Annotated in this window: 12 protein-coding genes; 2 read left to right on the top strand and 10 right to left on the bottom strand. The window is 66.6% G+C overall.

Annotation, left to right across the window (positions count from 1 at the left end; translation table 11 throughout):
• The first annotated feature begins 10 nt into the window (after window positions 1-10).
• On the top strand, window positions 11-1,633 hold the full coding sequence (locus C1930_RS04310; RefSeq protein WP_108771147.1) for an amidase: 1,623 nt from the start codon (window positions 11-13) through the stop codon (window positions 1,631-1,633).
• Window positions 1,634-1,672: 39 nt separating this feature from the next.
• On the opposite strand, the gene C1930_RS04305 is transcribed toward C1930_RS04310, so the two are convergent.
• Together C1930_RS04305 and C1930_RS04295 are read right to left on the bottom strand one after the other, a co-directional pair.
• On the bottom strand, window positions 1,673-2,815 hold the full coding sequence (locus C1930_RS04305) for a mechanosensitive ion channel family protein (protein WP_108755500.1): 1,143 nt from the start codon (window positions 2,813-2,815) through the stop codon (window positions 1,673-1,675).
• Between the two features lie 694 nt (window positions 2,816-3,509).
• The gene (locus C1930_RS04295) at window positions 3,510-4,901 is read right to left on the bottom strand and encodes a 3-deoxy-7-phosphoheptulonate synthase class II (RefSeq protein WP_108771146.1); all 1,392 of its coding nucleotides are present in this window, start codon (window positions 4,899-4,901) and stop codon (window positions 3,510-3,512) included.
• 232 nt (window positions 4,902-5,133) lie between these two features.
• Here C1930_RS04295 and C1930_RS04290 point away from each other — a divergent pair, with 232 nt between their 5' ends.
• Entirely contained in the window at window positions 5,134-7,260 is a 2,127-nt protein-coding gene (locus C1930_RS04290; RefSeq protein WP_108771145.1) for a TonB-dependent receptor, read from the top strand.
• Between the two features lie 66 nt (window positions 7,261-7,326).
• Here C1930_RS04290 and C1930_RS04285 read toward each other — a convergent pair whose 3' ends face one another.
• The 8 genes from C1930_RS04285 to rplO form a co-directional block, all read right to left on the bottom strand.
• The gene (locus tag C1930_RS04285) at window positions 7,327-7,833 is read right to left on the bottom strand and encodes a disulfide bond formation protein B (protein ID WP_108755497.1); all 507 of its coding nucleotides are present in this window, start codon (window positions 7,831-7,833) and stop codon (window positions 7,327-7,329) included.
• Window positions 7,834-8,072: 239 nt separating this feature from the next.
• Window positions 8,073-8,456 (bottom strand): 50S ribosomal protein L17, encoded by a 384-nt coding sequence (gene rplQ, locus C1930_RS04280; protein WP_108748664.1) that lies wholly within the window; start codon window positions 8,454-8,456, stop codon window positions 8,073-8,075.
• Window positions 8,457-8,655: 199 nt separating this feature from the next.
• Window positions 8,656-9,654, bottom strand: a complete 999-nt coding sequence (rpoA, locus tag C1930_RS04275) for a DNA-directed RNA polymerase subunit alpha (RefSeq protein ID WP_010483975.1) — start codon at window positions 9,652-9,654, stop codon at window positions 8,656-8,658.
• Between the two features lie 55 nt (window positions 9,655-9,709).
• Entirely contained in the window at window positions 9,710-10,339 is a 630-nt protein-coding gene (gene rpsD / locus C1930_RS04270; protein ID WP_004145446.1) for a 30S ribosomal protein S4, read from the bottom strand.
• 15 nt (window positions 10,340-10,354) lie between these two features.
• Entirely contained in the window at window positions 10,355-10,744 is a 390-nt protein-coding gene (rpsK, locus tag C1930_RS04265) for a 30S ribosomal protein S11 (protein WP_042614211.1), read from the bottom strand.
• Window positions 10,745-10,755: 11 nt separating this feature from the next.
• On the bottom strand, window positions 10,756-11,112 hold the full coding sequence (gene rpsM, locus C1930_RS04260) for a 30S ribosomal protein S13 (protein WP_004145437.1): 357 nt from the start codon (window positions 11,110-11,112) through the stop codon (window positions 10,756-10,758).
• A gap of 347 nt (window positions 11,113-11,459) precedes the next feature.
• Window positions 11,460-12,827, bottom strand: a complete 1,368-nt coding sequence (secY, locus tag C1930_RS04255; RefSeq protein WP_108752276.1) for a preprotein translocase subunit SecY — start codon at window positions 12,825-12,827, stop codon at window positions 11,460-11,462.
• Window positions 12,828-12,834: 7 nt separating this feature from the next.
• The gene (gene rplO, locus C1930_RS04250) at window positions 12,835-13,278 is read right to left on the bottom strand and encodes a 50S ribosomal protein L15 (RefSeq protein ID WP_004154498.1); all 444 of its coding nucleotides are present in this window, start codon (window positions 13,276-13,278) and stop codon (window positions 12,835-12,837) included.

Here is a 13,278-nt window from a genome sequence, read left to right as displayed (position 1 = left end):
ACGCCCAGCCATGCGCCTGTCCCTGCCGACCCTGCCCAGCTGTCTCATCCTCGTCCTGGCGGCCCTGTCCAGTGCAGGCTGCAGCGCGCCCGCGCCCAGCGCCCATGCCGCCGAACCTGCGGCCAGCAGCGCGCCCTTCCCCTACGCCGAAACCGACGTGGCCGACCTGCAGGCGCGCATGGTGTCGGGCGAACTGGACAGCGTCACCCTTACCGGTGCCTACCTGCAGCGCATCGCCGCGCTGGACCGCGCCGGGCCGCGCCTGCGTGCGGTCATCGAGCTCAATCCCGATGCCTTGAAGGAAGCCGGCGAGCGCGACCGCGAACGCCGCAGCGGGCGCCTGCGCGGCCCCCTGCACGGCATCCCGGTGCTGCTGAAGGACAACATCAACGCCGCGCCCATGGCCACCAGCGCCGGCTCACTGGCGCTGCAGGGCTTCCGTCCGGGCGATGCCTACCTGGTGCGGCGCCTGCGCGAAGCCGGCGCCGTGGTGCTGGGCAAGACCAACCTGAGCGAGTGGGCGAACTTCCGCGATGCCAACTCGGTATCCGGCTGGAGCGCACGCGGCGGCCAGACCCGCAACCCTTACCGGCTCAGCCATTCCCCCTGCGGTTCCAGCAGCGGCAGTGCGGTGGCCGTGGCCGCCAACCTGGGCAGCGTTGCCATCGGCACCGAAACCGACGGCAGCATCGTCTGCCCGGCCGCGATCAATGGCGTGGTCGGGCTGAAGCCCACCGTCGGTCTGGTCAGCCGCGACGGCATCATCCCGATCAGCTTCAGCCAGGACACGGCCGGGCCGATGACCCGCAGCGTGGCCGATGCGGCCGCCGTGCTGACCGCCATTGCCGGTCGCGATGCGGCCGATCCGGCCACCGCCACCATGCCCGGCCGGGCGGTCTACGACTACACCGCCCGGCTGGACCCGGACGGCCTGCGCGGCAAGCGCATCGGGCTGCTGCAGACGCCGCTGTCGCAGTACCCCGGCATGGCCCCGCTTATGCAGCACGCGGCGGCGGAACTGCGCCGCGCCGGCGCCGTGGTGGTGCCGGTGCAACTGCCCAACGCCGGCGCCTGGGCCGACGCCGAGCGCCTGGTGCTGCTGTACGAGTTCAAGGCCGGGCTGGAGCGCTACTTCGCCACCTACCACGCCCCGCTGCGCAGCCTGTCCGAACTGATCGCCTTCAACCAGGCCAACCGCGGGCAGGAACTGGGCCGCTTCGGCCAATCGCTGCTGGAGGAAGCCAACGCGACCCCGGGCCTGTCCGACCCCGCCTACATCCGCGCACGCAGCGATGCCCGGCGCCTGGCGGGCCCGGAAGGCATCGATGCCACACTGGCAGCACAGCGGCTGGACGCCCTGGTGGCGCCCACCACCGGCACCGCCTGGCCGCTGCGCAGCCGTGGCGACGATTTCCCGGGCGAGAGCTACAGCGTGGCCGCCGTGGCCGGCTACCCCAGCCTGACCGTGCCGATGGGGCAGATCGATGGCCTGCCGGCGGGCCTGCTGTTCATGGGCACCGCGTGGAGCGAACCGAAGCTGATCGAAATGGGCTATGCCTACGAACAGCGCACCCGCGCGCGCCGGCCGCCGCACTTCGATACCGATGCCCTGATCGACACCGGCGATCCCTGATCGCCCGACGCCGCTGCGCTCACCGGGCATGGCCTGGCGCTACCGCTCCGGCAGCGATTCCACCGGCGCGATGGCGGCCTCGCCATCCTCGGCACCGGGCGAACGCACATCGGCTGTACGCGCGCGTGGCCCACGCGGCATGTCCATCTCATCATCCTGGTGCAGCCGGGCGCGCACCTGCGGCAGCGCCTGCGGGTGTTCACGGGCCAAAAAATCCAGCATGCGCTCGCGCACCAGGCAGCGCAGATCGAACGCGTCGCCGGAGTTGCGCGCACTGACCAGCAGACGTACCTGGATCGCCCGTTCGCTGGTTTCGGTCACCTGGGTCACACAGACACGGCCATCCCACAGCGCCTCGCCGCGACAGATGCGCTCCAGCTCGGTACGGATCGCCGCGATCGGCGCGCGATAGTCCAGCCACAGGAAGGCCGTGCCGAGCAGATCGGCGCTGCGCCGCGTCCAGTTCTGGAACGGGTGCTCGATGAACCAGGTCAACGGCACCACCATGCGCCGTTCGTCCCAGATGCGCACCACCACGTAGCTGCTGCCGATCTCTTCGATGCGGCCCCACTCACCTTCCACGATCACCACGTCGTCCAGCCGGATCGGCTGGGTGAGGGCGATCTGCAGGCCGGCAATCAGGTTGCCGAACACCGGCTTGGCCGCGATGCCCGCAACCAGGCCGATCAGCCCCGCCGACGCCAGCAGCGCGGTGCCGATCTTCTGCACCATCGGGAAAGTGAGCAGCACCAGCGATGCGCCGAGCACGATGATGCCGCCCATCAACACGCGACTGAGTACGCGCGTCTGGGTCTGGATGCGGCGCGCTTCCAGATTGTCGGACACATCGATGGGATGGCTGCGCAGGATCGCGCGCTCGCCTGCCGCCACGCCGCGTACCAGCAGCCAGATGAAGCAGGCCGTCAGGCCGATATGCACGCCACGCAATACCTGGTCCAGCATGCGCTCGGGCAGCGGCGTGGCCTGCAGCGCGGGCACCAGCAGCAACAGCGGCAACGCCATCGCCAGCGGCGGCCCAATCACCCGACCGATGCGCGCGCGCCGCCGGTCGCGCCCGCGCAGGCGGCGATACAGGGCCAGCACGCCCCACGCGGCCAGGCCGCCGAGCAGCAGTGCCGCACCGATCGGCCACAGATAGTCCTGCACATGTTGCCAGCCCACCGCAGACCCTCGCGCATTGCATGAACCCACAGGGTCGCGCAGGCGGCATGAGCATCACGTCAGCGGGTGGGGTTTGATGCAGGGCCTGCGGCCCTGCACCTGCTGAATCAACGTCAACGTCAACAGCAACGGCAAAAGCTGGGTATCCGTGGGATGGCGGGGTGGGTCCGATTGCGGGGGACGCCGTAAACCCTTCCATGGGGGCTTAGCCGCGCCATCCATGGCGCGGATACCCCCGCAACCGGACCCACCCCGCCTTCGACAGTTGGCCGCGATCCGTCGGAACCGCACGGGGTCGGATCCCGTTGCTGCGCAACGGGCTCCGACCCCAGATGGATTTCGATATCTGACAGAAAAACCGTGTCGACCAAGGTCGACACCTACCAACAGCCGCGCACCCCAACAGTCGCCGTTACCAACAGCCGAGTGAATCTGTCAGAGGTGGGGCGGTGTCGCAGTGCGGGGTGTCCGCCGCATGGATGCGGCGGCCAAGCCTACAGGGGTGAGGGCGCTTTGCTTGCGAAGCACTGCTTCGCAAGCGCCCGAACGCACAGCCGCCAGCGGCTGGGCCGGGCCCCGGAGGGGGACTTGCGGCGTCCCCGCACTGCGACACCGCCCCGCCCGCTCGCGGAAAACCCGCTTTTGATGTTGCCCCGAAGCAGGTGCAGGGCTGCAAGCCCTGCCGAAACACCCCTTACCGTGCCTGTTCCTGCTTGCGCACGATCGCCATCGCAATTTCCAGCGACTGTTCGTAGTTCAGGCGCGGGTCCACCGTCGAGCGGTAGGCGCGCTCCAGATCGCGCTCGGTCAGTTCACGCGCACCGCCGGTGCATTCGGTCACATCCTCACCGGTCAGCTCCAGGTGCACACCCCCCAGCCGCGTGCCCGCCGCCGCATGCAGATCGAAGGACAGTTCCACTTCACTGCGCACATTGTCGAAACGACGCGTCTTGAAGCCATTGGCCGTGCTTTCGGTATTGCCGTGCATGGCATCGCACACCCACAGCACGCGGCGGCCATCGCGCTTCACCGCGTCCAGCAGCGGCGGCAGCTTTTCCGCAATCTGCGCCGCGCCCATGCGGTGGATGAAGCTCAGGCGGCCCGGTTCGTCCTCGGGGTTGAGCACATCGATCAGGCGCAGCAACTGGTCCGGCTGCACCGACGGGCCCACCTTGATCGCGATCGGATTGCGCACCCCGCGCAGGTATTCCACGTGCGCGCCGTCCAGCGCCGCCGTGCGCATGCCGATCCACGGGTAGTGCGTGCTCAGGTTCAACCAGCCCTGCTGGCGCGGCACCTGCCGGGTCAGCGCCTGCTCGTAGGGCAGCAGCAGCGCTTCGTGCGAGGTGTAGAAATCAATGCGGTTGAGGTTGTGCACGCGGGCCCCGGCCAGGGTTTCCATGAAGTGCACGGCGTCGCCGATCGAGGCCACCATCTTCTGGTACTCGGCGGCCAGCGGCGAATGCCGCACCCAGTCCAGGTTCCAGTACTCGGGGTGGTGCAGGTCGGCGAAGCCACCGTCGATCAGCGCACGCACGAAGTTCATCGTCATCGCCGAATGCGCGTGGGCCTGCAGCATCCGCTTCGGGTCCGGCAGCCGCGCCGCTTCAGTGAACGCCGGCGCGTTGATCACATCGCCGCGGTAGCTGGGAAGGGTTACGCCGTCGCGGGTCTCGGTGTCGGCCGAGCGCGGCTTGGCGTACTGGCCGGCAAAGCGCCCCACGCGGATCACCGGCTGGCGCAGGCCATGCACCAGCACCAGGCTCATCTGCAGCAGCACCTTCAGCCGGTTGGAAATCGTGCCCGATTCGCAGTCGCTGAAGTTCTCGGCGCAATCGCCACCCTGCAGCAGGAAGCGCTTGCCCTCCTGCGCGTCGGCCAGCTGCTGCTTCAACGCCAGGATCTCCCAGGACGTCACCAGCGGCGGCAAGCGCTTGAGTTCGTGCAGGGCGGCATCCAGCGCCACCGGGTCCGGGTAGGTCGGCATCTGCAGCGCGGTCTTGCCGCGCCAGCTTTCCGGCGACCAGGCAGCGCCCGCGGCGGCGGTGGCAGGGTCAGCGGCAGGCGGAACGGCGGACAGGCTCATTGCGGACATCCGGAGGAACAGGAGGGGGACGTTCATGGTCGCAGAGGGCGCGGCTGACGCAAAGCACCTGGCCCGGGCCGGCCAGCTGAACGGCGCAGAAAGCGCATGCCGATCCGCCACAACCGGCATGCCCACAGCGCCCCGGGCAGGCGCATGATCCGCACTCAGTTGTTAGGAAGTAACACTTCCCGTCATGGACCGGCCCCTCCCTCCCATCGACCCCATCCCGACCATGAAGCCCTCCCCGCTCGCAACGGCCGTCACCCTCGTCCTGGCCCTGGCCAGCCTGCCCACCGTCGCCCTGGCCGCCGACAGCGCGTCTCCGGCCGTGAAAGACCTCGACGTGGTCACCGTCAGCGCCCAGCTCGACCAGGCGCGCAACGCGCTCTCCCCGGATATCGGCAGCAGCCAGTATCAGATCACCGCCGAGGACATCCAGAAACAGCCGCTGGGCGCCGCCGCGCCGCTCAGCCAGGTGCTGCTGCAGGCCCCGGGCGTGGTCCAGGACTCCTACGGTGGCGTGCACGTGCGCGGCGACCACGCCAACCTGCAGTACCGGATCAACGGCGTGCTGCTGCCCGAATCGATCTCCGGTTTCGGCCAGACCCTGGATGCGCGCACGATCAAGAGCATCCGCCTGATGGACGGCGCCTTGCCGGCCCAGTTCGGCGAGCGCACCGCCGCGGTGGTCGACATCAACACTCGCAGCGGCGCCGAGCTGGGCAATGGCGGCAGCGCCGGCATCACCACCGGCTCATACGGCAAGGTGAGCCCCAACGCCTCGTGGTGGGGCAGCCAGGGGCGCTGGAGCTGGTTCCTGACCGGCAACTACGACCAGAACGAGGTCGGCCTGGAGAGCCCGACCAACGCCCGCCGGCCGCAGCATGACCACACCCACCAGGGCAAGGCCTTCGCCGACCTGACCTACCTGGTCAACGACAACACCCGCCTGAGCCTGTTCGCCGGCTTCGCCAACAACCGCTTCCAGATTCCGGCGAACCCCGGCCAGGAACCGCAGTTCGGCTATCTGGACACCACCACCTTCGACTCCAGCCAGCTGGACGAAACCCAGCGCGAAACCACCCGCTTCGGCATGCTGGTGCTGCAGGGCAACCTGGGCGACACCGCCTACCAGCTCTCGGCCGGCCAGCGCTACAGCGATGTGGGCTTCAACCCCGACATCGCCGGCGACCTGGTGTTCAGCGGCGTCGCCTCGCAGGTACAGCGCAGCAACCGCGCCAGCACGGTGCAGGCCGATTTCTCCACCCCGCTGGGGATGAACCACACCCTGCGCTATGGCCTGTACGGCAACCACGAGGATGCACGCGCCAGCAACGCCAGCTGGGTGTTCCCGGTGGATGCGCAGGGCCAGCAGGCCAGCACCACGCCGCTGCAGATTGCCGATGCCAACGCATTCACCGCCCGTACCGCCGCCCTGTATGTGCAGGACGAATGGCGCATCGGTGACGACTGGACCGTGAACTACGGCCTGCGCGGCGACCGCTACACCGCCTTCGGCCATACCGAAGGCCAGTTGAGCCCGCGCCTGGGCGTGGTCTGGAATGCCGGCGACAGCACCACCTTCCACGCCGGCTACTCGCGCTACTTCACCCCGCCGGCCAGCGAACTGATCGGCAGCACCGACATCGCCCTGTACGACGGCACCACCAACGCACAGTCCGCCGGCGGCACGACCACGCCGCTGGCCGAGCGCAGCGATTACTACGACATCGGCGTTTCGCAGCAGGTCGGTGATCACCTCACCCTGGGCCTGGATGCCTACGACCGCCGGGTGGACCGCCTTCAGGACGAAGGCCAGTTCGGCGCGGCCTACATCTATTCCACCTTCAACTACCGCCGTGGCCATATCCGTGGGCTGGAATTCAGCGCCGACTACAGCAACGGGCCCTTCAGCGCCTACTTCAACGCGGCACTGAGCAAGGCGATCGGCACCGACGTCATCACCGGCCAGTACAACCTGGATCCGGACGCGCTGGCCTATGCGGCCCAGCACTGGATCCACCTGGACCACGACCAGCGGCTGACCTCGTCCGGCGGCCTGAGCTACGCCTTTGCCGGGCACAACCGGGTGGGTGCGAACTATGTGTTCGGCAGTGGCCTGCGTTCCGACACCGACACCGTGCCCAATGGCGGTGAACTGCCGTCCTACCTGCAGGTGAACCTGAGCGCCGGGCACGATTTCAACGCCGACAGCGGCCACCCGCTGCACGTGCAGCTGGCGGTGCTCAATGCACTGGATCGCAGCTACCAGCTGCGTGATGGCGGTGGCGTGGGCGTATTTGCCCCGCAGTGGGGCCCGCGCCGCGGCGCCTACCTCAGCCTGCAGCAGGACTTCTGAGCAGACAGGGGCCGGACAGGGGTCGGATCCCTTTGCTGCGCAAAGGGATCTGACCCCGCTTGGTTCTCAACGCGCTACCTTGCGCAACGACACCACCAGCGCCCACAGCGCCAGCAGCGCGAACCACACGCCCGACCACATCGGCATGGTCAGGCCCAGGAACGTCCAGTCGATGTTGCCGCAGTTGCCGGTGCCGGTCAGCACCGTGCGGAATACCTCCAACGGCCCCATCGTCTCGCTCAGGAAGCTCAGCGGCGGGCCGCAGGTCGCGCCCATCTCAGGCGGCAGCAGCTGCACATACACATGGCGCGCTGCTATGCCGAACCCGACCGCTGCAGCGATGAAGGCGAGAATCCCGTAGGTGGCCCGGCCCGGCCGGTTCGACGGCCCATGCAGCGCCCCGATCAGGAACAACAGCCCCAGGGCGGCGAAGGCCAGGCGCTGGAAGATGCACAGCGGACAGGGCTCCAGCCCCATCTTCAGCTGCAGGAAGATGGCATAGCCCAGCAGGCCTGCGCAGATCAGGAAGCCCAGGAGAAACTGGGCGCGGAAGGGCCAGCGCAGTGGATTCATCGTCAACGCTCAAGTGATCAGGCGCCAAGCGTAACCGAGAGCGCGCGCCATTCGAACCGCTGCAGGTGACGCCTGTCGGAACGGTGTGGGTCAGATCCCTTTGCGCAGGCAAAGGGCTCTGACCCGTTGCGCGGCGATCATGGGGTCAGAGCCCGTGCCTGCGGCACGGGATCCGACCCCGGAAACGCAAAAGCCCGGCAGTCGCCGGGCTTTCGCTGTGTCGCGTTGGAGCGGTCCGATTACTCGGCCACTGCCTCGGCCACGGCCGGACGGTCAACCAGCTCGACGTAGGCCATCGGTGCGTTGTCGCCGGCGCGGAAGCCGCACTTCAGCAGACGCAGGTAGCCGCCCGGACGGTTCGCGTAGCGCGGGCCCAGGATGGTGAACAGGTTGCCCACGGCTTCGTTGTCGCGCAGACGGGCGAAGGCCAGACGGCGGTTGGCGACGGAGTCGACCTTGGCCAGGGTGATCAGCGGCTCGGCAACGCGGCGCAGTTCCTTGGCCTTCGGCAGGGTGGTCTTGATCAGCTCGTGCTTGAACAGCGAGGCGGCCATGTTCTTGAACATTGCTTCGCGGTGGGCGCTGGTGCGGCTGAACTTACGGCCAGACTTCTGGTGACGCATGGTGGAATTCCTTGGTTAATGATGAGGCGTTGTGGATCGATGTCGCCTTCCTGGCGTTGCTGCACGGACTGCGGATGGTCCTGGTCATCCGTCCTGGACGACCTGCCCGCGAACCTTCGGTTCGTCGTGGCGTGTTTCGTAAACCGGTTGAAGGCTCCACCGCGAACGGTGGAGCCTTCAGGTACAGCAGGGGGCCGTATCAGCCCAGCATGCCGTGGCTGGCGACACCGGCCGGCGGCCAGTTTTCCAGCTTCATGCCAAGCGACAGGCCACGCTGGGCCAGCACTTCCTTGATTTCGGTGAGCGACTTCTTGCCCAGGTTCGGGGTCTTCAGCAGCTCCACTTCGGTCTTCTGGATCAGATCGCCGATGTAGTAGATGCTTTCCGCCTTCAGGCAGTTGGCCGAACGCACGGTCAGTTCCAGATCGTCGATCGGGCGCAGCAGCACCGGATCCACGCCGTTGTTGGCCGGCTTGGCCGCACCGCGGTCGCGGTGGGTGAAGTCACCGAACACCGACAGCTGGTCGCTGAGGATGTCGGCGGCGGTGCGCACGGCTTCCTCGGCGTCGATGGTGCCGTTGGTCTCGATATCGATGACCAGCTTGTCCAGGTCGGTACGCTGTTCGACACGCGCCGCTTCCACGGCGTAGGCGACACGGCGGACCGGCGAGAACGAGGCATCCAGGACCAGGCGGCCGATGGCACGGGTTTCTTCGTCCGGACGACGACGCGCAGCAGCCGGCTGGTAGCCGAAACCACGCTCGATCTTCAGACGCATGTTGATTGCCGTGTCCTTGGTCAGGTGGCAGATCACATGTTCGCCGTTCAGGATCTCCACATTGTGGTCGACCTTGATATCGGCAGCGGTGACAACGCCCGGGCCCTGCTTGGACAGGGACAGGGTGGCGCTGTCGCCGGAGTGCATACGGATGGCCACGTCCTTCAGGTTCAGCAGGACTTCGAGCACGTCCTCCTGCAGACCTTCGACCGTGGTGTACTCATGCAACACGCCGTCGATTTCGACTTCCGTGATGGCGAAGCCCGGGATGGACGACAGCAGCACGCGACGCAGGGCGTTGCCCAGCGTATGCCCGTAACCCCGCTCCAAAGGTTCGATAACGACCTTTGCACGGGTGTCGGTAAGGCGTTCGATCTGCGGACCGCGAGGACGCAGAACCTGGTTGGCGGTAACCGTCATGTTGCGGGTTCTCCTAGTGAACCCCCGGCCGTCGCCGGGGGCTCTCCAATGTGAATTACTTCGAATACAGCTCGACGATCAGCGCTTCGTTGATGTCCGCAGGCAGGTCCGAACGATCCGGAACAGCCTTGAAGATGCCGGTGAACTTACCGGAATCCACTTCGACCCACGACGGGCTCAGGTCATGCTGGGCGGCGACGGTCAGGGCTTCCTGGACGCGCAGCTGCTTGGCAGCCTTTTCCGACAGAGCGATGGCGTCGCCAGCCTTGACCTGGTACGAAGCCAGGTTGACCGACTTGCCGTTCACGGTGACGCCGCGGTGCGACACCAGCTGACGGGCAGCCGGACGGGTCACGGCGAAGCCCATGCGGTAGACGACGTTGTCCAGGCGGGTTTCCAGCAGCTGCAGCAGGTTCTCGCCGGTGTTGCCCTTCTTGGTCGAGGCCTTCTTGTAGTAGTTGCGGAACTGACGCTCCAGCAGGCCGTAGATACGCTTGACCTTCTGCTTTTCACGCAGCTGGGTGGCGTAGTCGGACAGCTTGCCCTTACGGGCAGTGGCGCCGTGCTGGCCGGGCTTCTGCTCCAGCTTGCACTTGGAGTCCAGCGCACGCGCCGGGCTCTTCAGGGACAGGTCGGCGCCTTCGCGACGGGCGAGCTTACAGGTAGGACCGATATAACGAGCCATTTCTTATCGCTCCCTTTAGACGCGACGCTTCTTCGGCGGACGGCACCCGTTGTGCGGGATAGGCGTCACGTCGATGATGTTGGTGATCTTGTAGCCGACGTTGTTCAACGAACGCACGGCCGACTCACGGCCCGGACCCGGGCCCTTGATGCGGACTTCCAGCGACTTCACGCCGTAGTCCAGCGCAGCACGACCGGCCTTTTCGGCAGCCACCTGGGCTGCGAACGGGGTCGACTTGCGCGAACCGCGGAAGCCAGCGCCACCGGAGGTCGCCCACGACAGAGCGTTGCCCTGGCGGTCGGTGATGGTCACGATGGTGTTGTTGAACGAAGCGTGGACGTGGGCAACGCCATCAGTGATGACGCGCTTGATCTTCTTCTTGGTCTTAGCAGCGGGCTTAGCCATTTGTCAGTCCCTTACTTCCTGATCGCCTTGCGCGGACCCTTGCGGGTGCGGGCGTTGGTACGGGTGCGCTGGCCACGCAGCGGGAGGCCACGACGGTGACGCAGGCCGCGGTAGCAGCCCAGGTCCATCAGGCGCTTGATCGCGATACCGATCTCACGGCGCAGATCGCCTTCCACGATGTACTTGCCGACTTCGGCGCGCAGGCGCTCGATTTCCGGCTCCGACAGATCGCGGATCTTGGTGGTCGAAGCAACGCCTGCGACTTCGCAGACCTTCTTCGAACGGGTACGGCCGATGCCGTAAATGCTTTGCAACCCGACCCAGACGTGCTTCTGGGCTGGCAGGTTGACGCCTGCAATACGCGCCATGACGCGGTTCTCCAGCTGAGTGATGGCCGACAGCGCACCGTAGGCGCGCCAATCCGGCAGGATGGATCAAAAAAGTGAACTAGCGATACTAACAAGGTTCCGGTTTACATGGAAGCCCGTGAAACCATTGGTTTCATGAACCCGGCCTGGGGAGTGTGCCCAGGCTCCGGCGCCGGATGGGGTTGGACCTGGAGTTTCCTCCGGGGCCGCCCGCGCTACTCCTGCGCGGGACCACCTCATCACACCCCCACCCGGAACCGCTGCGGGGGCCGCCCTTCGTTTGTGTGGCCGGAGTCCGCGAAGCGGAGGGACCATCACGTCAGGAAGACGAAAGTATAACAGGCTGATCAGCCGCGAGCAAAGCCGCCGCGGTTGCCGCCCTTCAGGTTGGCCTTCTTCAGCAGGCTCTCGTACTGGTGCGACATCAGGTGCGCCTGCACCTGGGCGATGAAGTCCATCACCACCACCACCACGATCAGCAGCGAAGTACCACCGAAGTAGAACGAGGCATTCAGCTGCGTGCGCATCAGTTCCGGCAGCAGGCAGACGATCACCAGGTAAGCCGAACCGGCTGCGGTCAGGCGGGTCAGCACGCCGTCGATGTAGTCGGCGGTGGCCTTGCCCGGACGGATGCCCGGAATCAGCGCACCCGACTTCTTCAGGTTGTCGGCGGTTTCCTGCGAGTTGAACACCAGCGCGGTATAGAAGAACGCAAAGCCGGTGATCAGCGCAGCGAACACGATCATGTGCAGCGGCTCGCCCGGGCCCAGGGCATTGGCGACCTTCTGCAGGATCTGGCCAAAGGTGCTCTGGTTGGCGGCCTGGCCGGCCCACATGGTCAGCGTAGCCGGGAAGGCCAGCAGGCTGGAGGCGAAGATGGCCGGGATCACGCCCGCCATGTTCAGCTTCAGCGGCAGGAACGAGGTCTGGTTCATGTACGCGTTGCGGCCGCCCTGGCGACGTGCGTAGTTCACCGTGATGCGGCGCTGGCCGCGTTCGACGAACACCACGAAGAAGGTGAAGGCCAGCACCACGATGGCGATCAGCAGCAGCTGGATGAACTGGATGTTGCCGTCGCGGTAGGCATCGAAGGTATGGATGACCGCGGTCGGCAGGCCGGCCACGATGCCGGCGAAGATGATCAGCGACACGCCGTTGCCGATGCCGCGCTCGGTCACCTGCTCACCGACCCACATCAGGAACATGGTGCCGGCGGTCAGCGCGATCACGGCGGTGAGCACGAAGCCCATGCCCGGTGCGTAGACGACCGGAGCGCCCGACGGCGAGACCTGGCCCTGCAGGGCCAGGGCGATCGAACCGCCCTGCACCACTGCCAGCAGCACGGCGCCGATGCGCGAATACTGGGTGATCTTGCGGCGGCCGGACTCACCTTCCTTCTGCATCGCCTTCAGCGCGGGGAAGATGTGGACGGCCAGCTGCATCACGATCGATGCCGAAATGTACGGCATCACGTTCAGCGCGAAGATGCTGAAACGGTGCAGGGCGCCGCCCGAGAACATGTTGAACATGTCCACGATGCCGCCGCCCTGCTGTTGCATCATGGCAAGCATGGCATCGGGATTGACGCCCGGCACCGGCACGTAGCAGCCAATGCGATAGACGATCAAAGCCCCGACGACGAACAGCAAACGTTGGCGAAGTTCAGTGAACTTGCCCATTCCGCCCGCGAGGTTACCGATGCCAGCTTGCGCCATGATTTTCTTACTCCGTTACGCTGCCGCCGGCAGCTTCGATCGCGGCCTTGGCACCAGCCGTGGCAGCAATACCCTTCAGGGTGAACGCCTTGGTCACTTCGCCCTTGACGACGACCTTGGCCTTCTTGGCAGTGCTCGGGACCAGCTTGGCAGCACGCAGGGCGGCGAAGTCGATCTCACCGGCCGGCAGCTTGTCCAGCGCGTACAGCAGCACTTCAGCGGTGTCCTTGGCGATCGGCGAACGGAAGCCGATCTTCGGCAGACGACGCTGCATGGGGGTCTGGCCGCCTTCGAAGCCAGCCTTGATCTTGCCGCCACCCTTACGGGCGAACGAACCCTTGTGGCCGCGGCCGGCAGTCTTGCCCAGGCCCGAGCCGATACCGCGACCGACGCGGGTGCGCTCGGTGCGGGCGCCCGGTGCCGGGCTCAGTTCATTGAGACGCAGAGTCAT

The sequence above is a fragment of the Stenotrophomonas sp. SAU14A_NAIMI4_8 genome (assembly GCF_003086695.1).
GTDB lineage: Bacteria > Pseudomonadota > Gammaproteobacteria > Xanthomonadales > Xanthomonadaceae > Stenotrophomonas.
Note: the sequence above shows the minus strand (reverse complement) of the source record. Positions and strands in the feature narration are given on the sequence as shown.

What these genes read in the sequence shown, in the direction of transcription:
- rpoA (WP_010483975.1), bottom strand. Translation starts at nt 9,654, where the DNA reads ATGACGGTTACCGCCAACCAGGTTCTGCGTCCTCGCGGTCCGCAGATC.
- rplO (WP_004154498.1), bottom strand. Translation starts at nt 13,278, where the DNA reads ATGACTCTGCGTCTCAATGAACTGAGCCCGGCACCGGGCGCCCGCACC.
- rpsM (WP_004145437.1), bottom strand. Translation starts at nt 11,112, where the DNA reads ATGGCGCGTATTGCAGGCGTCAACCTGCCAGCCCAGAAGCACGTCTGG.
- C1930_RS04310 (WP_108771147.1), top strand. Translation starts at nt 11, where the DNA reads ATGCGCCTGTCCCTGCCGACCCTGCCCAGCTGTCTCATCCTCGTCCTG.
- rpsD (WP_004145446.1), bottom strand. Translation starts at nt 10,339, where the DNA reads ATGGCTCGTTATATCGGTCCTACCTGTAAGCTCGCCCGTCGCGAAGGC.
- C1930_RS04285 (WP_108755497.1), bottom strand. Translation starts at nt 7,833, where the DNA reads ATGAATCCACTGCGCTGGCCCTTCCGCGCCCAGTTTCTCCTGGGCTTC.
- C1930_RS04295 (WP_108771146.1), bottom strand. Translation starts at nt 4,901, where the DNA reads ATGAGCCTGTCCGCCGTTCCGCCTGCCGCTGACCCTGCCACCGCCGCC.
- rplQ (WP_108748664.1), bottom strand. Translation starts at nt 8,456, where the DNA reads ATGCGTCACCAGAAGTCTGGCCGTAAGTTCAGCCGCACCAGCGCCCAC.
- secY (WP_108752276.1), bottom strand. Translation starts at nt 12,827, where the DNA reads ATGGCGCAAGCTGGCATCGGTAACCTCGCGGGCGGAATGGGCAAGTTC.
- rpsK (WP_042614211.1), bottom strand. Translation starts at nt 10,744, where the DNA reads ATGGCTAAGCCCGCTGCTAAGACCAAGAAGAAGATCAAGCGCGTCATC.
- C1930_RS04290 (WP_108771145.1), top strand. Translation starts at nt 5,134, where the DNA reads ATGAAGCCCTCCCCGCTCGCAACGGCCGTCACCCTCGTCCTGGCCCTG.